The 18,480-nt window shown below is 64.2% G+C and carries 12 protein-coding genes and 1 pseudogene; 6 read left to right on the top strand and 7 right to left on the bottom strand.

The annotated features are described in order from the left end of the window. Positions 1-185: 185 nt before the first annotated feature. The 7 genes from E3T29_RS12890 to E3T29_RS12920 all read right to left on the bottom strand — a co-directional run bounded on the left by E3T29_RS12890 (position 186) and on the right by E3T29_RS12920 (position 8,068). Positions 186-1,400 (bottom strand): M20 family metallopeptidase, encoded by a 1,215-nt coding sequence (locus tag E3T29_RS12890; protein WP_134345851.1) that lies wholly within the window; start codon positions 1,398-1,400, stop codon positions 186-188. Positions 1,401-1,485: 85 nt separating this feature from the next. After that, on the bottom strand, positions 1,486-2,256 hold the full coding sequence (locus E3T29_RS12895; protein ID WP_134345853.1) for an amino acid ABC transporter ATP-binding protein: 771 nt from the start codon (positions 2,254-2,256) through the stop codon (positions 1,486-1,488). Then, positions 2,253-3,215, bottom strand: a complete 963-nt coding sequence (locus tag E3T29_RS12900) for an amino acid ABC transporter permease (RefSeq protein ID WP_134345855.1) — start codon at positions 3,213-3,215, stop codon at positions 2,253-2,255. Before E3T29_RS12900 ends, E3T29_RS12895 begins: the two co-directional genes overlap by 4 nt. Positions 3,216-3,217: 2 nt before the next feature. Beyond that, positions 3,218-4,150, bottom strand: a complete 933-nt coding sequence (locus E3T29_RS12905) for a transporter substrate-binding domain-containing protein (RefSeq protein ID WP_134345857.1) — start codon at positions 4,148-4,150, stop codon at positions 3,218-3,220. Between the two features lie 266 nt (positions 4,151-4,416). After that, a complete protein-coding gene (locus E3T29_RS12910; protein WP_134345859.1) occupies positions 4,417-5,247 on the bottom strand; it encodes an IclR family transcriptional regulator in 831 nt (276 codons plus the stop codon). Continuing rightward, entirely contained in the window at positions 5,244-6,521 is a 1,278-nt protein-coding gene (locus E3T29_RS12915; protein ID WP_134345861.1) for an amidohydrolase family protein, read from the bottom strand. The genes E3T29_RS12910 and E3T29_RS12915 overlap by 4 nt, the downstream gene beginning before the upstream one ends. Further along, positions 6,518-8,068 carry an AMP-binding protein gene (locus E3T29_RS12920; RefSeq protein WP_134345863.1) on the bottom strand — a complete coding sequence of 517 codons (1,551 nt, stop codon included), beginning with the start codon at positions 8,066-8,068 and terminating at the stop codon, positions 6,518-6,520. Before E3T29_RS12920 ends, E3T29_RS12915 begins: the two co-directional genes overlap by 4 nt. A gap of 140 nt (positions 8,069-8,208) precedes the next feature. On the opposite strand from E3T29_RS12920, the gene E3T29_RS12925 reads away from it, so the two are divergent. The 6 genes and pseudogenes from E3T29_RS12925 to E3T29_RS12955 all read left to right on the top strand — a co-directional run. Further along, positions 8,209-9,363, top strand: a complete 1,155-nt coding sequence (locus E3T29_RS12925; RefSeq protein ID WP_134345865.1) for an acetyl-CoA acetyltransferase — start codon at positions 8,209-8,211, stop codon at positions 9,361-9,363. Next, a complete protein-coding gene (locus E3T29_RS12930) occupies positions 9,356-9,754 on the top strand; it encodes a Zn-ribbon domain-containing OB-fold protein (RefSeq protein WP_166789986.1) in 399 nt (132 codons plus the stop codon). The genes E3T29_RS12925 and E3T29_RS12930 overlap by 8 nt, the downstream gene beginning before the upstream one ends. After that, complete coding sequence (locus E3T29_RS12935) at positions 9,751-11,157, top strand: M20/M25/M40 family metallo-hydrolase (RefSeq protein WP_166789987.1); 1,407 nt, start codon at positions 9,751-9,753, stop codon at positions 11,155-11,157. Before E3T29_RS12930 ends, E3T29_RS12935 begins: the two co-directional genes overlap by 4 nt. Before the next feature lie 343 nt (positions 11,158-11,500). Further along, positions 11,501-12,394 (top strand): phospholipase, encoded by an 894-nt coding sequence (locus E3T29_RS20310; RefSeq protein WP_241987803.1) that lies wholly within the window; start codon positions 11,501-11,503, stop codon positions 12,392-12,394. Positions 12,395-12,649: 255 nt separating this feature from the next. Beyond that, on the top strand, positions 12,650-17,491 hold the full coding sequence (locus tag E3T29_RS12950; RefSeq protein WP_134345870.1) for an NAD-glutamate dehydrogenase: 4,842 nt from the start codon (positions 12,650-12,652) through the stop codon (positions 17,489-17,491). A 113-nt stretch (positions 17,492-17,604) separates the two neighbouring features. Beyond that, positions 17,605-18,101 (top strand): annotated as a pseudogene (locus E3T29_RS12955) (LLM class flavin-dependent oxidoreductase); the annotation flags it as partial. Positions 18,102-18,480: the final 379 nt, after the last annotated feature.

Raw genomic sequence — 18,480 nt, forward strand, 5'->3', positions numbered from 1 at the left:
GGTTATCGTGCTGGCGCTGTTCAGCGTGAAATTATGAATTGTCTTACTCTCCAAAAATTTGCTTCTGAATCTACCTAAGCACGCGCAACGGACATGCGCCTACCCGCGAACTGGGTGAACTTTGGTGCCGTGTCGTGACGCTGATCCGTGGCATTTGTGCAACAACGGGCGAGCAGTGGCATGCTTCAGCCTGCCAGCTCAGCCATCCGCGACAGCGCCAACTGCGTATACAAAGCGGTGCCGTCGGCCAACACATCGTCGTCGAAGGTCGCCGTGGGGGAGTGGTTGAACGCGGCGGCCTGGGCATCCGCTTGTCGCGGCAACGCCGAGAGAAACACGAAGGTCCCCGGCACCTGCTGCAACACGCGCGAGAAGTCCTCGGAGCCGCCCAGCGGGTTGATCATGCGCGTGAAACGCTCGCCACCGAAGAGCTCGCCCACCACACGCTCGGCCCGGCTGGTCTCGCCGGCGTCGGTACGGGTCGGTGGATATTCGGTGACGTAGTCCACCGTCACCTCCACGCCGTGCGCGGCCGCGATGCCTTGAAGCAGTCGCGGTACGACGCGCGCGAGCTTGGCCCGCGACTCGGGCGTGTAGGAACGCACCGTCGCCTCCAGCCGCGCCGAATCGGGAATGATATTGCGCTTGGTGCCGGCCTGCAGTACCCCGACCGAGAGCACCACCGGGTCGAACATGTCGAACTGGCGAGTCACCAGCACCTGCAAAGCTGTGACCATCTCGGCGATCACCGTCACCGGATCCTGCGCCTGATGCGGCGCCGAACCGTGCCCGCCGGCTCCGTGTACCGTCACCGTGAGGCCATCGCTGGCTGACATCAGGGTGCCCGCGCGACTCATGAACTGCCCGTTGGGCGCGCCGGCCGACATGACGTGCAACCCATAGGCTGCGTCGGCACGGCGCCCGGCAGCGTCGAGGATGCCCTCGCGAATCATCACACCCGCACCGTCGTAGCCTTCCTCGCCCGGCTGGAACATGAGCACCACGTCACCGGCAAGCTGATCTCGATGGTGCGCGAGCAACGTCGCCGCGCCCACCAGCATGGCCGTGTGCAGGTCGTGTCCGCAGGCGTGCATGGCACCGTCAATGCGCGAGGTGAACTCCAGCCCGGTGCGTTCCTGCACGGGCAGCGCGTCCATATCGCCGCGCAGCAACACCACAGGCCGTGAAGCGGATGCCCCGGTGCCGGTTCCGCGCAGCACCGCCGTCACCGAGGTGGTGTCGGTACCGAGACTGATCTCGTACGGCAGACCGCTGAGAGCCTCGAGCACCTTCTCCTGGGTGCGCGGCAGGTCGAGCCCGATTTCGGGTTCCTGGTGCAGTCGGTGGCGCAGGTCGGTGATGTCTGGGGCGAGTTCACGGGCGTCGGCGAGCACGGTCACGGCTTCTCCTTTGAATGCGACTGAATGCGACTGAATGCGACTGATTGGTGGTTCTAGTGTGAGCCGCCGCAGGAGACTTGTCGAATCAGACCAGGGTTTTGCGCATGAACTCCCGGGTACGCGCTTGCTGCGAATGGTCGAACACCTCGGTCGGGGTTCCCTGCTCCAGAATGACGCCCCCGTCCATGAAGACAACTCGATCGGCGGCGGCCCGGGCGAAGCCGAGCTCGTGGGTCACCACGAGCATGGTGGCACCGCTGGCCGCCAGGGCAGCCATGACGTCGGTGACTTCGCCGACGTTCTCCGGGTCGAGGGCCGAGGTCGGTTCGTCAAACAGAAGCACGGCGGGTTCCAGGGCCAGGGCCCGAGCGATGGCGACGCGCTGCTGCTGCCCTCCGGACAACTGGCGCGGATAGGCATGAGCGCGGTCGGCCAGGCCGACCCGGGTCAGCAGCGTCATGCTGCGTTCGATGGCTTCGGCCTTGCTCAGCTTGAGAATTGAGCGCGGTCCGTCGGCAATGTTCTGCAGAACGGTCCAGTGTGGAAACAGGTTGAAGTTCTGAAAAACCATTCCCACTTTGCGACGCTGCACGGCAATCTGGCTTTCGGTGAGCCGACGCACGGCCCCGCCGGACTCCTGCCGGTAGCCCATCAGCTCATCGCCCAGCCAGATCGACCCGCCGCTGGGAACCTCGAGGCAGTTCACACAGCGCAGCAGCGTGGATTTGCCCGAGCCCGACGAGCCGAGAATTGCGACGGTCTCGCCGACCCGCACCTCAAGGTCGATGCCCTTGAGCACCTCGACTCCAGAGAATTGTTTGCGCAATCCGCTGATGCGCAGAATGGGCTGCGTCATGATTCCATCCCTCGATTCAAATTGCGTTCGGCGGCCCGTCGATCGAGAAAACGCGCGACGGGGGAGGAGCTGCCGTTGCGGCTGGAACCCCGGCCGTAGTGACGCTCAATGAAGAATTGCACGCCGTTGAGCACCGTCGTGATGAACAGGTACCAGATGCTCGCGACGATCAGCAGCGGCACCGTCTGGTAGGTCTGGCTGTAGATCTCCTTGACCGAGAACAACAACTCGGCACCCCCGATCACACTGACCAGGGACGTGCCTTTGACCAGCGCGATGATGGAGTTGAAGGTGGGTGGAACAATGAATCTCATCGCCTGCGGCAGCTGGATGCGAAAGAAGACTCGCACCGGCTTCATGCCCAGGGCCTTGGCGGCCTCAAGCTGCCCCTCGTCCACCGAGATCAGCCCGGCGCGATAGATCTCCGCCTGGTACGCGGCGTCGTGCAGGCCCAAACCCACGATAGCCGCCAACAGTGGTGTCACCAGGGTGTTGGACTCGATCGAGGCGAAGGTCGGACCGAACGGTATGCCGATGCTCAGGACCGGCACGAGTAAGCCGATGTTGAACCAGAAAATCAGTTGTACGAGCTGCGGTGTACCCCGGAAGAACCAGATGTACGACGAGGCGAGCGCGCGCAGGAGGGCGTTGTCCGACAAGCGGCACACCGCCAGAATGCCGCCGAGAACCAGACCGATTGTCATCGCTGTCACCGTGAGAAAGAGAGTCATGACGACGCCCTGAAGCACGGTTTCGCTGTTGAGGTACTGCGCGACAACGTTCCATTCAAAGTTGGGGTTCGTCAACAGCAGGTGCACGAGTTGTGCGGCGACGACCACGGTGATGATGGAAAGCACCCAGGTGGCGGGGCGCCTTGGTGACAACGCCCGGGCTACGTCCACGGGGTGGTGCGTGACCGGGAGCTCGAGGTCGGTCTGGTTACTCGGCAGAGTTGCCATGACTACTGCGGGTTCTCGACGAGCCAATCGGCGTACAGGTTGATGCCGGGCTGGTCGATGAGTTCGCGATCGAGGCCGTACTTGGTCATGATCTTCTCGTAGTCACCATTGTCGAAGAGCACTTGAAAGCTCGCGAGCAGGGGGGCGGAGAGTTCGGAGCCCTTGGGGAGCAGGGCACCCATGAACTGACCGGCGAACCCGTTCGAGAACTCGTCGCCGACGACCTCCAACTCGCCGTTCGATTCCTTGGCCGCGTAGAACAGCGAGGCTCCACCCGTGAAGAAGGCATCCGTTCGTCCCGATCTCAGCGCCAGCACGCCGTCGGGAACGCTCGCGACGCTCAGCACCGTGAGGTCTTTGCCCTGCTCCTGGCACTTCACTGCCTGAGCCTCGGCAACCTTATAGGTTGCGGCGTTGGCGAGCGCGGCCACGGTGACGTCACACAGCTCGTCCATGTTGGTGACGTTCTTGGGGTTGCCCTTTTCGACCAGAAAAGGCACGACCTCCTGCAAAACGTCAACGAATTCGGCACCTGGGCGTTCCTTCGGTCCCCCGACCGAGTCAGCGTAGGGAAAGAAGCCGAAGGCGTAACGTTTGGCGCTGATCGCGGCGAACGCTCCGGAAATGTCCGGCACGGTCGCGATCTTGGCCTCTACGCCCATCACTTCGGCGATGGCATCCATCAGTTCGGCGCCGGCACCGGTGTACTCACCGGTTTTTCCGGGCGTCGTGACCCACCACGGCGGGTTTGCGCCACTCGTGACGACCGTGAACTCACCAGCGTCCTGAATGTCCTGGGGAAGGGCATCGTGAATGGCCTGGTCCATCAGGGTGGATGCTGCCGGTTCCTCCGGTTCGACGGCTGCGCTGCAGCCGGCTAAGAGCGAGACGGAGAGGGCTAGGCAGAGGGTTTTCGCGACCTGGATACGTTTCATTGTCGGTACTCCATTGCTGTAGTTGATTGGGCTGAACTCAACGCGCCTGCTGGAAATGTGGTTTGTTATGCTGCCCGGCCCACTCTCGTTTCCAACAAGTTGGGGCTGAGCGTATCATGGCAGTAAATCACTGTATAGACATTTGGTATATCTGTTGATTACTTCGGCGAGCGTGCGGGGCTGACGGTTGACCCGCGGGTCACTGAAGACACCGCATCGAAGCTGCGGCACGGTGACCCGCGCTGGTGGTGTTGGCAGAAGCGTCGCTAAGGTCGGTGGAAGCCGAGCCTTGTAGAAATTCGGTGGGCAGCGCTGACGACCAAATCTTTCCAGGCGCCCTCGAGATTGCCTGTCACCCGCGACATGGCCCCCCCTATGACCAGAGCCGCGATCATTTCGCCCGAATAATCGCAGACGGGCGCGGCGACGGCACCGGCCCCGGCGTCGACCTCACCGAGACTGAGGCTGTAACCGCGTCGGCCAATCTCCTGTAGTTCTTGGCGCAACTCGGCCTCGCCGGTGATGGTGTGTTCGGTGAAAGCCGGCCCCCGGTGGCTGAGCACCTGGCTCAGGCGTTGCTCGTCCTGACCCGAGAGCAGCATTTTCTGCCCGGCCCCCGAATCCAGCGGTCGTTTGGTGCCGATGGCGGCCGAGATGCGCAGCGAATGGGTGCTCTCCATGCTGGAGATACAGATTGCCTCGTTGCCAACCGGAACCAGCACATAGATCGTTTCATTGGTCGCGGCATGCAACATTTCTATCTCGGGCTGCGCGGCGGCCCGCAACGCTTCGATTGGCTGGGCTGCCATCTCGCCGAGGGTGAGCAATCGACTGCCCACCCGGTAGTGGTCGCCGGTGCGTTGCAGAAAGCCGCGCGATTCGAGGGTTTTGATGAGACGAAACGCCTTGTTGCGGGTCACGCCAACTCGGCGGGCGATGTCGGCGACGCGCAGCTCTTGTTGCCCGTTCTCGAACTCGAGCATGATATCGAGGGCCGCAGCGACCGGCCCGATCATGTAATCGGTGGCGGGGCCGGCTGGTGCAACTGCGGTTGGGGCGGCCGAGGTCTCCGGATCGTCCGTGGCGTGGGCCGTCATGCGGTGACCGCCATTGTGTGGCGACTGTGGGCATCCGCTATAGACAGGAGCGAACCGCTCATAAACTGGCCGCCTTTCAACACGGCGGTGCGACGTTTCGCATCCTGCAACAAGCGGATGTCCCGGTGCGGGTCGCCGTCGACAATGAGCAGGTCGGCGAATTTTCCCGCGGCAACCGTGCCAACGTCGGCTGAAACGCCCATGCACTGGCTGGACTGGTCCGTGGCGACCCTGATCGCTTCGGGCGAGGTCATACCGGCCTCTACCAGAAGCTCCAGTTCCATGCCGGTGCGGCCGAAGCCGTGGAACGGGTTGGTGTCGGTGCCAGCAGCGATGCGCACGCCGAATCGAACGGCCAGAGCAAGGCTTTCGCGATGGCGCGCCGGCATGTCAATGGTGTGGGCTCGCACACTTTCCTGGGAGAGGGTGCTGTGCCAGTTAGAGATGCACATTGTTGGAACATACCATGTGCCCCGATCAGCCATTTCGCGCGCGCATTCCTCGGTCAGATAGGTTCCGTGCTCGATCGTGTCAACGCCGGCACGCACCGCGAGAATCGCGCCGGGATCGCCGTGGGCGTGCGCGCACACCGGGATTCCCTCCAGATGGGCCTCGTCCACGATCGCAGCGAGTTCTTCCGGGGTGAACAGCGGGCGGTTCGGGCGGCGTGCCGCGAAGGTCATGCTGCCGGTCATCGCCACTTTGATGACGTCGGCACCCATACGAATAACTTCCCGCACCTTGGCCCGCGCGGCCACCGGACCGTCGCACCAGGGTTCGGGAAGGCCTGGCAGAGTCTCGTAGCGTCCGCGGGACGTGATCGCACCGCCCGACACCGGGTGGGCATCCATCAGGGAGTTGGTCGGCGACACGATGATCAGCGAGGTCTGCAAACGCGGACCGGGAATGACGCCGCGGTCGACGGCCAGAACGAAGCCCCGTTCCAGGCCGCCGAGGTCTCGTGCCGTGGTGATTCCCGCCTCCACGGTCGTCTTCAGGGCGGCCACCGTTTGGGACATCAGCAGTCCCAGCGGTTCCGGATGGGTGACAAGGCTCTGCGCCCAGGCAGCATGGTGGGTATGGCAGTCGATGAGGCCGGGCATCAGGGTGGCGCCGCCCAGGTCGACGACCTCGACCGTGACGGGAAGCGGTCGGTCTTCGGTCACCTCGACGATCCGCTCGCCGTCGATGATCACGGTCGCCCGCTCGCGGGCCGGGCCGCCGGTGCCGTCGATGAGCCGGGCATTGATCAGGGCGCGCAACTGGGGTGTCATGAGAGGTCGTTTCCGGAGGCTGTAACCAGAGCGGATGCCTGGCGCTGGTTGCGATCGCTCGCCAGCGCCGATCGGCGCATCTTGCCCGATTCGTCGCGGAAGCTCGTACTGACGAACTCGAAGGTCTTCGGCACCTTGTAGGGGACGAGGCGTTCCCGGCAGAATGCCCGAACGTCGTCGACGTCGGGCGGCGCGCCCGGGTCGGTGGGCAGCAGGATGGCGTAGACCTGTTTGCCCCACTCGTCGTCGTCGACGCCGATCACCACGGCGTCTGCGATGCCGGGGTGTTCCGAGAGCACCCCCTCGACTTCGGCGGGGTACACATTGGCGCCGCCGGTGATGATCAGGTCGACCCGGCGATCAGCCAGATAGAGGTAGCCGTCGTCGTCGAGCCAGCCGAGATCTCCCAGCGTGACCAGTCCGTCGGAAGTGGATGCCGGTGGTTCGGCGCCGAGATACCGGAACGTCATGGGGGCGCCCTCGGGCCCGGTGAAGATCTCCCCGATCTCGCCGGCCGGCAGCGGAACCCCGGCGCTGTCCCGGATGCTCAGTCGCGTGTCAACCGGCCGGCCCAGGCTACCCTCGCGGAGCATCCACTCGTCGCCGCGAATAGCGACGACTCCGGTGCCCTCCGCGCCGCCATAACAGTCGTATTGTTTCACCGGTTCGACCAGCTGTAACCAGACGCGTTTGACCCACACCGGGCAGACCGCGCCGCTGTGATAGAAGGCGTCAATGCTGGAGAAGTCGCGGGTGAGTACATCGGGCAGTCGAGCGATGCGCTGCATGATGATGGGCACCATGGCGAGAAAAGTGACCCGGTGCCGCTCGATGACGTACACGGTGAGGGCGGCATCAAACTTTTCCAGCAGAATTACCGTGTGGCCCTCGAAGAGACCGTTGTGCGTGAGGCTGAAGGAGATGTTGTGATACAGCCGGCCGGTGATCAGCTGGGTCTGGTCGGCGCGCAGGCCGAACCGGTGCAGGGAGCTGCCCTGGCCGGGGATCTTCTGCCACGGTCGGTCGTCGAGAATGATTTTGGGGCGGCCGGTGGAGCCGCCGGAGCAGATCGCCTTTCCCGGCCACGCGGTGATGGCTGGTAGCGCTGATGCGTCAACGGTGTCGAGTGCCGAAAGCTCGTCGAGTGAGATATCGCCGGGATGCTGCCCCTCGTGTTCCACGAGCATGACGGTGGTGCGCCACGATTCACTCACCGCGAGAATTTCGCGACGTTCCCGCTCTGGCATCTGCGGCGACAACGGGAGCGTGCAGGCGCCGAGTCGCCAGGCGGCGATGGCGGCGACAATGTGTTCGGCGCGGGTGGGCAGGCAGATTGCCAGCAGGGTCGTCGGGCCAACGCCGTAGCCCGCCAGTAGGCGTGCCATCTGATTGGCGCGCGTATCGAGCTCTGCCCAGTTGAGGCAACTCTCGCTGCCGTCGGGGGCGACGAAAATGAGCGCGGTGCGCTCGCCGCGTTCGGCGGCGAGGTCAGCAATGCGCTGCGCGTAGGAGACCGGCGAGGTGATGAAAGGTGAGTCTGCGGTCATGGTGTCGCTTTCCGTGTCGCCCGGTTCGGGTGGGGCGGTGTTTCGTGCGTCGTGGAATTTCTCAAACTGTATCGCTGGATAGATGACATGTCTATATGATGAACAGAAATGTCCGTCGATGCTCGCCGAGGGGTTACGCAATGTTGATGACAGGACCGGACCGTGAGGTGTTCATCTCGGGGGTAGCCGAAGCGCCATTGGGCGAAGTACGAGACCAATCCGAGCTGTCGATGATTGCGCTCGCAGCCAGGGAAGCGCTCGCCGATGCCGGCCTGACCCTGCGTGATGTCGACGGATTGTTCGTGAACTACCTCGGCGAGGAAGGCACGGTGCAGGTCGGGGAGTATCTCGGAATCCAGCCGAGTTACTCCGACTCCAGCGATCTCGGCGGCGCCGCCTTCGTGGCCTTTCTCGGTCATGCCTCGGCGGCCCTGCAGGCCGGACGCTGCCGGGTCGCCCTGATCGTGTACGCGTCCCGGCAGCGCACCCGCGCCACTCGCAAGCTCAATCACTGGAATGAGAAAGCAACGTCCCCCCAGTTTGAACAGCCGTATGGTCTTCCGGCCCCGATGGGCCAGTTCGGGCTGCTCGCGGCCCGACACATGTACGAGTACGGGACCACACGCGAACAGCTGGCGTCCGTGGCCGTGACCGCACGGCAGTGGGCGGGCCTGAACCCCAAGGCCTGGAAGCGTGATCGGCTCACCATTGACGATGTGCTCGAGTCGCGCCTGATCTGTGCTCCGCTTCGTCGCCTGGACTGCTGCCTGGTCACCGACGGCGGCGGTGCCATCGTGTTGACGACCGGGGACCGTGCCCGGGATTCGGCGAATACGCCGATTCGAGTGGCCGGTACCGGGGAGAGCGCGAGGCAGTGGCATATTCCGCAGCTGCCGAGTCTTGAGGCCTCGCCGGGGGTCGCGGCCGCTCGTGCCGCGCTACGGATGGCGGAGGTTGGGCACGCCGATATCGACGTCTTCGAGCCCTACGATGCGTCGACGATCAGCGTGCTGCTCGCGCTCGAAGACGTCGGGTTCTGCGCGCGCGGTGACGCCGGCGCGTTTGTGCAGGAGGGCAATCTGAGCATCACCGGCAGTCTCCCCTCGATCACCTCGGGGGGAGGGCTGTCCTATTGTCATCCGGGGGCGCTGGGCATCCTCTTGGTTATCGAAGCGGTGCGGCAGCTCCGCGGCCAGGCCGGAGCGCGGCAGGTGCCCGGGGCGACGGTCGGACTGGTGCACGGCATTGGCGGACTCTTCTCCACGGCAGCGACGGCGGTGTTGGTTCGTGGTTGAGTCACTGTTCGACTGGGCCGACCCCACGACCGCGCATTTCTGGGAGGCCGCGAGCAAGGAACAGCTCGTGATCCAACAATGCGGAGCCTGCCGTCAGTATCAGTTCTATCCTCGCCCCTTCTGCCTCGCCTGCGACAGCGATGACATCGGATGGGTCGCGGCGAGCGGCCGGGGAACGGTCTATTCGCAGACCACCGTGCATCTGAAGGCCGCGCCGGAACTCGGGCTGGTGACCCCGTACGTTGTGGCGGTCGTACAGCTCGAGGAGGGGCCGCGCTTGCTGACCAACCTCACGGGGGAAGCCTGCCGAATCGGCAGCCCGGTGCAGGTCGGCTGGCGATCACGGCCGGGGCAGGCGCCGGTGCCAGTCTTCGGGCCGGCGACACCGTGAGCATTGACGATGTTTACGCCCACATCGACGCCGGATTCGGTGCCGCGCTCGAAGAACTCGCCTACCTCGTTGGTATCGCTGGCGTCAGCGCTTCGCCGACGGAGGACCTGGCCCTGTGCGCCCAGGCCGTGCAGCACAGCGTGTGCGGGAGTGGTCTGCGCACGCACCTGATCGAGGGTTTTGGGCCGCCGGCCGTGTACGGCGAATGCATCGTCGACCCCGGGCGACCGACGGTGCTCATTTATGGTCACTACGATGTGCAACCGGCCGAAACCAGCGCGCACTGGCAGGGTGACCCGTTCGAGCCGACCATTCGCGACGGTCGCATGTACGGGCGCGGCACCAGTGACAACAAAGGCCAGCACCTCGCGCAGCTCTTTGCCCTCCGGGCGACGCTGGCCGCACACGGCGAGCTGCCGGTGAACGTCAAGGTGCTCATCGAGGGAGAAGAAGAGATCGGCAGCCCGCACCTGGCCGAACTCGTTCGACAAAATCGTCATCTCCTGATGGCTGATCTGGCCATAACCTCGGATGGCCCCGTGCATCGCAGCGGCATGCCGCAGCTCGTGCTCGGCACTCGCGGGCAGCTCGGCGTCGAGCTGTGTACACGCGGGGCGAATCGGGATGCGCACTCGGGCAGCCTCGGCGGTCTGCTGCCCGACGCCGCGCAGCAGCTCACTCAGGCACTGGCCACGCTGTGGAAACCGAGTGGCGAGATTGCCGTGGCGGGCTTCTTCGATGACGTGCGGCCGCCGACGCCCGCCGAAAGTGCGAATCTTGCCGGGCTGCCCCTCGATCTGAAGGACCACTTCAGCGACTACGACATCACGGAGCTGCCCTCGCCGGAGGGACACGACTACTACGAACGCTTGATGCTGCGGCCGACGATGACCATCACCGGCCTGACCAGCGGTTACACCGGGCCAGGCATGAAAACAGTTATTTCAAGCAGCGCCAGGGCGCACCTCGACATGCGACTCGTGCCCGGGCAGCATCCGGACGAGATCTTTCGGCTGCTACAGGTGCACCTGGCGCAGCATGCCCCGATGGTGGGGCTGACGCGACTCAGCTCGATTCCCCCCTCGCGTACCGCCCTCGACAATCCCTACGTTGCGATTCTGGCCGGCGCCGTTGAGCAGGCGACCGGGGTGATTCCCTTCGTCGTGCCCAGCCTCGGCAGCTCGCTGCCGAACTACGTTTTCACCGACATTCTCGGCATTCCCTCAATTCTGGTGCCCTACGCCAACCCCGACCAGAACAATCACGCCCCCAACGAGAATTTCGAGCTGTCGCGGTTCAAGGTCGGCATGAGAATCTGCGCGACCATCCTCGAGCATGTCGGCCGTCACACCGTTGAGCGCTCGGAGGGAAATGTGCGTCTGGAGCAGGAGCGCGTCGAGTAAAATCACGCGCTGGGGCGCTTGCTCGCCCTCGCGGCGAAAGATTAATTCTGACTTCTTTGTAGGCTGCAAGGCCCCGCCGGTCAAATCGCATCCTGCCGAATAATTCACCTTTGATCAGCATAATCGTCTGGTTGCTGCCGCGTCGCCGCCCGTGGGAAATCGCAAAGTATGCCATGGCTCAGCGCCTGTGACCGAAAATCAGGGGTTTCGGAGAAAATCGTGAGGTTTCTTTCAAACAGGCCGGGCATGCTGGCCAACTCGCCCGCGCCACCCCGAAGTGCACGGGCTCGAAACCCAGCGAACGGGCGTACCTAGCGTCCATCATTCGCGCCAGATGAAGGACATGCGCCCAAAAAACACTGAAACGCCCCATGCCCACCTCGCCCCTCGAACGCAGCACAAGCCCCGCAAACCACGCACCCGCTGGCATGAGATCTTCGTTGCCACCGGTGCCGCACTCGTTATCGCCGGCCTCGTCGCCAGCAGCGGATTCGTCGCCCAGTCCGCCGATGCCCGGCAAGACAGCATCGCCGCCACGACCGTACTCGCCGAAAGCACCGGCCTGCAGAGCGACCAGCTCGACTACTACGCGGCGCACGGTGAGTCGGTCTCTCGCGACAACGCATCCGCTGCGCTCAGCGCCGCCAACGTCGTCATCGCTGCCAGTGAGAGCAAAGTGGATGCCACCACACTCACCTCGGTAGCCAGCTCGCTCGCCAGCTACGCGATCATGCCCATCGACCGGGTGGAATCGCTCACGGCCGAGACGAAGGTTGAGACCGCGTCCGTCGCTGCCGCCACCGCTGAAGTCGACCGCGTCGCCGCCGAGGTTGCGGCGGCTGCTGCGGCGGACGCTGCTGCGGCCGAAGCCGCTGCCCAGGCGGCTGCCGAAGCCGCTCGCGTGCAATCTGTCGCCGGAGGCAACACCGTCGACGGTGCACGCGCCACCGCACAATCCATGGCCGTTTCGCAGTACGGCTGGGGCGCGGATCAGTTCAGTTGCCTCGACCGTCTCTGGCAGAAAGAATCCGGCTGGAACTACGCGGCCATGAACTCCAGCAGCGGCGCGACCGGAATTCCCCAGGCGCTGCCTGGAAGCAAGATGGCGTCGGCCGGCAACGACTGGGCCACGAACGCCACCACGCAGATCGCCTGGGGCCTCGGCTACATCAAGGCCTCGTCCTACGGAACGCCGTGCGCCGCCTGGTCGCACTCGCAGACCGTCGGCTGGTACTAGCTCAACACTTTTAGGCAGTTTATGCCCCGGTCACGAGCGAATCGACGACGCGTGGGCCGTTTCGTCGCGGCTGGCCGCAGGTTCTGCGGCGACCAGCCCGGGTGCAGGGCCCGGCGGTACGATGGGCGAGCAAGGGATCTCCATGATTGAGTTCGACGAGGCACACCGACGTGCCCGGCGCAGGAGCCCTGCACACGTATTTCGTCGTGTCGATTCGTACCGCACGACGATGAATTTGATGGAGGCGTTTTTTCGATGTCGTCTGGTTTCACCCGAACGGGTCTGTCCCCGTTAGATCCCACGCTCGAAACGTTCATAGATGATTACTATGAGCATCTAACAGACGAAGATGCCGCGAACTATGACCCGGAGCTTCTCGCATCCCGGGCCCGCGAGCACTGGCAGGTCGCCCAGCGCCGAGTACCCAAGACGGCAACCATCGAGATTCACAATGAATCCGGTCGCAGTGTCGTCTATATCGTCACCGACGACATGCCCTTTCTCGTGGACTCGGTCACGGCCGAGCTGGTGCGCCAACACTCAGCCATCCATTTGGTCGTGCACCCCCTGCTGATCGTGGCCCGCAGCAAGGCGACGAACGATCTCGTCGACATCAACCGAATCCCGGCCAGCGCCGGTGTCTCCAGCGGCGATACCTCTGCCATGCCGAACATCGCGCACCTCATCGCGACCGGTGATGATGCCTCACACCTCGAGTCCTGGATCGCCATCGAGATCGACAGCGCGAGCGACGAAGAACAGGCCAGCCTCATCGCCGGGCTGGCCGCCGTTCTCGGCGACGTTCGTGCCGCCGTCGAAGACTGGCCGCTCATGCGCACCAAGGCCATGCAGATCGCCAACGCGCTCGACACCATCGCCGGTGGCGACCAGATCAAAGACCTCCACCAGACCCAGCAGTTGCTGCACTGGCTCGACGAGGGCAACTTCACGTTTCTCGGCTACCGCGAGTACAACCTCGAGACGCTGGACGGCGAAGACGTGCTCACCCTCATCGAGGGCAGCGGCCTCGGCCTGCTGCGCTCCGCTGACGACCGCCACCAGATTCAGCACCTAACGGATGCCGGCCGACAGAAAGCGCGCGAGCGCACCGCCCTGGTGATCACGAAGGCCAACTCCCGCTCCACCGTGCACCGTCCCGCCTACTTCGACTACATCGGAATCAAGAGTTTCGATGCCGCCGGCCAGGTCAACGGTGAGCAGCGCTTCATCGGTCTGTTCGCCGCGAGCGCTTACACCAGCTCGGTCACGGCCGTTCCGGTGCTGCGCGAAAAGGTCAAAGCCGTCATGACCGAGGTCGGTTTTCCGCTCGAGTCACACAGCGGTAAAGACCTGCTCGGCATCATGGAAACCTATCCCCGTGACGAGCTGTTCCAGATCGAGGTGCCCGACCTGGTCACCGCGTCGCTCGCCATCCAGCGTCTGCAGGAACGTCGTCGTACCCGCCTGTTCCTGCGGCCGGACATCTACGGTCGGTTCATGTCGGCCCTGGTCTACCTGCCGCGTGACCGCTACAACACCGCCGTGCGGCTGCGCATCGAGAAAGAGCTCCAAGAGACCTTCAGCGCTGAGTCGCTGGACTTCGAAGCGCGCATGACCGAATCGGCGCTCGCGCGACTGTTCTATCGCATCCGCTTGCCCAAGGATGTCTCGGCGGATTCCGTCGATATCGCCGCCTTGGAACACCGCCTGGCCATGGCCGTCCGCTCGTGGCCAGAGGGTATCAGTGACGAACTTCGCGAAACACACTCGGTCGAAGAAGCCGAGCGGTTGGCCGATATCTGGGCCGACGCTTTTCCCGACAGCTACCGGGTCGACTACGAAATCGATGATGCCCTCGAAGACATCTCCCGATTTGAGGCCTGCGCTGCGGAGGTCGGGGCATCCGCTGAGGGTCACACCCGCCCGGGGCTGCACGTGTACCTGCCCAAAACCGCCGGTGACCCCGGCGAAGACGCTCGCATCAAGCTCTACATGACCGAACCGAAAAGCCTCAGCCAGATTCTGCCGTTTCTGCAGAATCTCGGCATCGAGGTACTTGATGAGGTGCCGTTTGAAATTCAGACCACCGACGGGCGGCGCTTCTATCTCTACGACCTCGGCCTGCACTACCCGGCCGGCGTCGACCCGGTCGCGACCGGCACGTTACTCGCGGACTCGTTCGGCGCGGCCATCAGCGGAGTCATCGAATCCGACAGCCTCGATCGTCTCGTGCTGCAAGACGGCATGCCCTGGCACCGTGTGGTCATCCTGCGCAGCTACGCCAAGTACCTGCGCCAGATCGGCAACACCAACTCCTACGGCTTCGTCGCGAATGCCCTGCTCGCCAACCCCGACGTCACCCGCGGGCTGGTGGCGCTGTTTGAAGCGCGGTTCGACCCCGACCTGGCCGACGATGAGCGGATCCTGCGCCTCACCGACGTGCGCGAACAGCTGCGGCTCGCGATGGAGCAGGTCGCCACCCTCGACGCCGACCGCGTACTGCGTACCCTCATCACGCTGATCGAAGCGTCGCTGCGCACGAACTTCTTTCAGTACAAGCCCTACCTCAGCATCAAACTCGACCCCTCCCAGATCGAGCAGATGCCCTCGCCCAAGCCCATGTTCGAGATCTGGGTGTACTCGCCGCGCGTGGAGGGCGTGCACCTGCGCTTTGGCAAGGTGGCCCGCGGAGGGCTGCGCTGGTCGGACCGTCGTGAAGACTTCCGCACCGAGGTGCTCGGCCTGGTCAAGGCGCAAACCGTCAAGAACGCCGTCATCGTACCCACCGGTGCCAAGGGCGGGTTCTTCGCCAAGAAGCTCCCAGACCCAGCCCTCGACCGTGCCGCCTGGATGGCCGAGGGTATCGACAGCTACAAAACATTCATCCGCGGCCTGCTCGACTTGACCGACAACTTGGTCGCCGAAGCCGATGGTGAGCATGTTGTGGCGCCGCACCGCGTGGTGCGTCATGACGATGACGACAGCTATCTGGTCGTGGCCGCCGACAAGGGCACGGCATCCTTCTCCGACATCGCCAACGGCCTCGCGGCCGAGTACGGTTTCTGGCTCGGCGACGCATTCGCCTCCGGTGGCTCGGTCGGCTACGACCACAAGGAGATGGGCATCACCGCCAAGGGCGCCTGGGAGTCGGTCAAACGCCACTTCAGCGAACTCGGCGTCGACACCCAGACCGAAGACTTCACCGTCGTCGGCGTTGGCGACATGTCGGGTGACGTGTTCGGCAACGGGATGCTGCTCTCAAAGCACACCAAACTCGTCGCGGCCTTCGACCACCGGCACATTTTTCTCGATCCCAACCCCGACCCGGCGCTCTCCTTCGACGAACGGGCCCGGTTGTTCGAACTGCCGCGCTCGTCCTGGGCTGACTATTCCACCGACCTCATCAGCACCGGCGGCGGCGTCTTTCCACGTCAGGCCAAGGTCGTTCCGATCTCGGCCGAAGTGCAGGTCGTGCTCGGTCTGCCGGAAGGCACGACTCAGCTGAGCCCGCCCGAACTGTTGCGAGCCATTCTGCTTGCCCCTACCGACCTGCTCTACAACGGCGGCATCGGCACCTACGTCAAGGCCAGCGGTGAAACGGCCGCGCAGGTCGGCGACAAGGCCAACGACGGGATTCGGGTCGACGGCCGCGACCTGCGGGTCAAGGTCGTGGGGGAGGGCGGAAACCTCGGCTTCACCCAGCTCGGCCGCATCGAAGCCGCGCTCGCCGGCGTCATCCTCAATACCGACGCGATCGATAACTCGGCCGGGGTGGACTGCTCCGACCACGAGGTCAACATCAAGATCTTCGTGGACCGCATGGTCGCCGCCGGCAAGCTCGACCCGGCCGAACGCGCCGCGTTCTTGGCCGAGATGACCGACGAGGTGGGACGTCTGGTTCTGGTGGACAACGTCGACCAGAACATTTTGCTGCTCAACGACCGGGTGCTCGTGAACAACTGGAGCCCGAGCTACGAGCGCCTCATGAACTGGCTCGAAGAATCGGGCGACCTTCAGCGCGAGCTGGAAGCCCTGCCGACCACGGCCACACTGAGGGAACGCCTCGACCGCGGCCAGGGCCTGACCAGCCCCGAGCTGAGCGTGCTCGCCGCCTACGCCAAGATCGAACTGGCCACGGCGCTGCGCGACAGCGACCTGGCAGATGATCCCTGGTTCGGCAGCACCCTGCGCCGGTACTTCCCGACGCACCTGTCGGAGCGGTTCGATGCGGAACTGGACACGCATCCGCTTCGCCGGGAAATCATCGCTACGGTTGTCGCGAACGACATGATCAACCTCGGCGGCATCACCTTCGCCTTCCGCGCGATGGAAGAGACGTCGGCCAACCAGGCGACGATCGCGCGTGCCTTCGTGGCACTGCGCGAGATCTTCGATATTGACACGATGGTGGGCGAGCTCAATGCGCTGCCGTCGTCGTTCCCGACCGAGAAGTGGACGGCGATCCACCTGGATATTCGCCGGCTGCTCGACCGCGCGGTGCGCTGGCAGGTCAACCACGGCGGCAATATGCCTGTCGGCGCGGTGATCGCCAAGTACAAGCCGCAGATCGCGCTCATGCGGGAGCACCTCGGCGAATACTTGCAGGGCACCGACCGGGGTCGCCTCGAAACGCAGGAGGAAAAGGCCAGAGAATGGGGCCTGCCCGACGACCTCGGTCGTCGCTGGTCCGAACTGTTCGAGGCATACGCGCTGCTCGACGTGGCCAAGGTGGCTGCCCGGGCGAACGTGCAGGTCACCGAGGTCGCTGAGATCTACTACACGGTCTACAACCGTTTCGGTGTCGACAACCTGCTCGAGCGCATCACCAAGCTGCCACGCAAGGACCGCTGGCAGGCACTCGCCCGCGCCGCACTCCGCGACGACTTGTACTCAACTGTCGCCGACATGACCCGGTCAGTTCTCGACGAAACGGATGATGGTGCTGCCGACGACCGCCTGTTGGCCTGGGAAGCGCTCAACGCCGAACAGCTCGGCCGCGCGCGCAGCGTCTTCGAAGAGGTCAACTCGCTCGCGCAGGACGACATGGCGTCGCTCTCAGTTGCTGTGCGCCTGCTGCGCTCCATCGTGCGCCGCTAGGTGTGAGAACCGGGGTGCCCCCACACGGGGGCGCCCCTTGTCCTGAACGCGTGGGAATAGCTCGGCGGGTGCAAACGCTGCACCGAATATGAAGCGCATCGGATTCCTCTCCTTCGGCCACTACCAACCGGATCGAGCTCGGCACCGGCGTCATCGACATGCGCTACGAGAACCCGCTGTACATGGCCGAAGAAGCCGCGATCACCGACCTGATCAGCAACGGGCGTCTGCAACTCGGCATCAGCCGCGGTTCACCCGAGACCGCCTTGCGCGGCTACGAGGCGTTCGGGTATGTTCCGTCCGAGGGCAGCAGCGACGCCGATGACGCTCGTGCGCGCACGGCAATCTTTCGGGCCGCGATCAGCGGCGCCGGAATGGCGCCGGCCAACCCGCAGATGACCGGGCGCACCGGTCTGCTGGCTATTACACCGAAGACACCGGCGTGCCGTTCGGAGACCTGCAGGCCGATCAGATCGCCATCTACCGGCAGTCCTGGGCCGACGCCGACACCGTGCTCGTGACCATCCCGAACCAGCTCGGCGTGGACTACAACTCTCACCTGCTCGAGACCGTCGTGCAGCAGATCGCACCCGATCTCGGCTGGCGCTGACGCAGCTGCGCGCACCGAGGCATCCTGACTGCGCTCAGGCGTCCCAGCCACGCGTCGGCAGCTGGTCGAGCCAATCTTCAAGTGTCGTCGTGCTAGCCGATCGTGTGGTCGCGTGCAGTGCCGAAACCTGAGGCGAGGACTGTTGATCGAGATCAATGGCCCCGGTGGCGATCACGGCGATCGGTGGCAGGGCTATCCCGACGGAGGGCGATGCCCCGCCGGAGAAGTCGCTTATTGAATGTAGAAACGTGTGAAACATCAAAACCCCTCGCTCGTCGCGGTCGAAACCGCTACCGGGTCCGGGGTAGTTCCTCGACACTACGCCCGAAGCTGATGAAATATCAGCGTTCTGTGTGAACAGCAGAAGAATTCTTCGATG

The organism is Cryobacterium sp. TMT1-66-1, from assembly GCF_004403435.1.
Classification (GTDB): Bacteria; Actinomycetota; Actinomycetes; order Actinomycetales; family Microbacteriaceae; genus Cryobacterium; species Cryobacterium flavum.

Bases quoted from the DNA above. Each gene is read 5' to 3' on its own strand.
- E3T29_RS12895 (WP_134345853.1), bottom strand. From the start codon at position 2,256: ATGACGCAGCCCATTCTGCGCATCAGCGGATTGCGCAAACAATTCTCT.
- E3T29_RS12900 (WP_134345855.1), bottom strand. From the start codon at position 3,215: ATGGCAACTCTGCCGAGTAACCAGACCGACCTCGAGCTCCCGGTCACG.
- E3T29_RS12905 (WP_134345857.1), bottom strand. From the start codon at position 4,150: ATGAAACGTATCCAGGTCGCGAAAACCCTCTGCCTAGCCCTCTCCGTC.
- E3T29_RS12910 (WP_134345859.1), bottom strand. From the start codon at position 5,247: ATGACGGCCCACGCCACGGACGATCCGGAGACCTCGGCCGCCCCAACC.
- E3T29_RS12915 (WP_134345861.1), bottom strand. From the start codon at position 6,521: ATGACACCCCAGTTGCGCGCCCTGATCAATGCCCGGCTCATCGACGGC.
- E3T29_RS12920 (WP_134345863.1), bottom strand. From the start codon at position 8,068: ATGACCGCAGACTCACCTTTCATCACCTCGCCGGTCTCCTACGCGCAG.
- E3T29_RS12925 (WP_134345865.1), top strand. From the start codon at position 8,209: ATGTTGATGACAGGACCGGACCGTGAGGTGTTCATCTCGGGGGTAGCC.
- E3T29_RS20310 (WP_241987803.1), top strand. From the start codon at position 11,501: ATGCGCCCAAAAAACACTGAAACGCCCCATGCCCACCTCGCCCCTCGA.
- E3T29_RS12950 (WP_134345870.1), top strand. From the start codon at position 12,650: ATGTCGTCTGGTTTCACCCGAACGGGTCTGTCCCCGTTAGATCCCACG.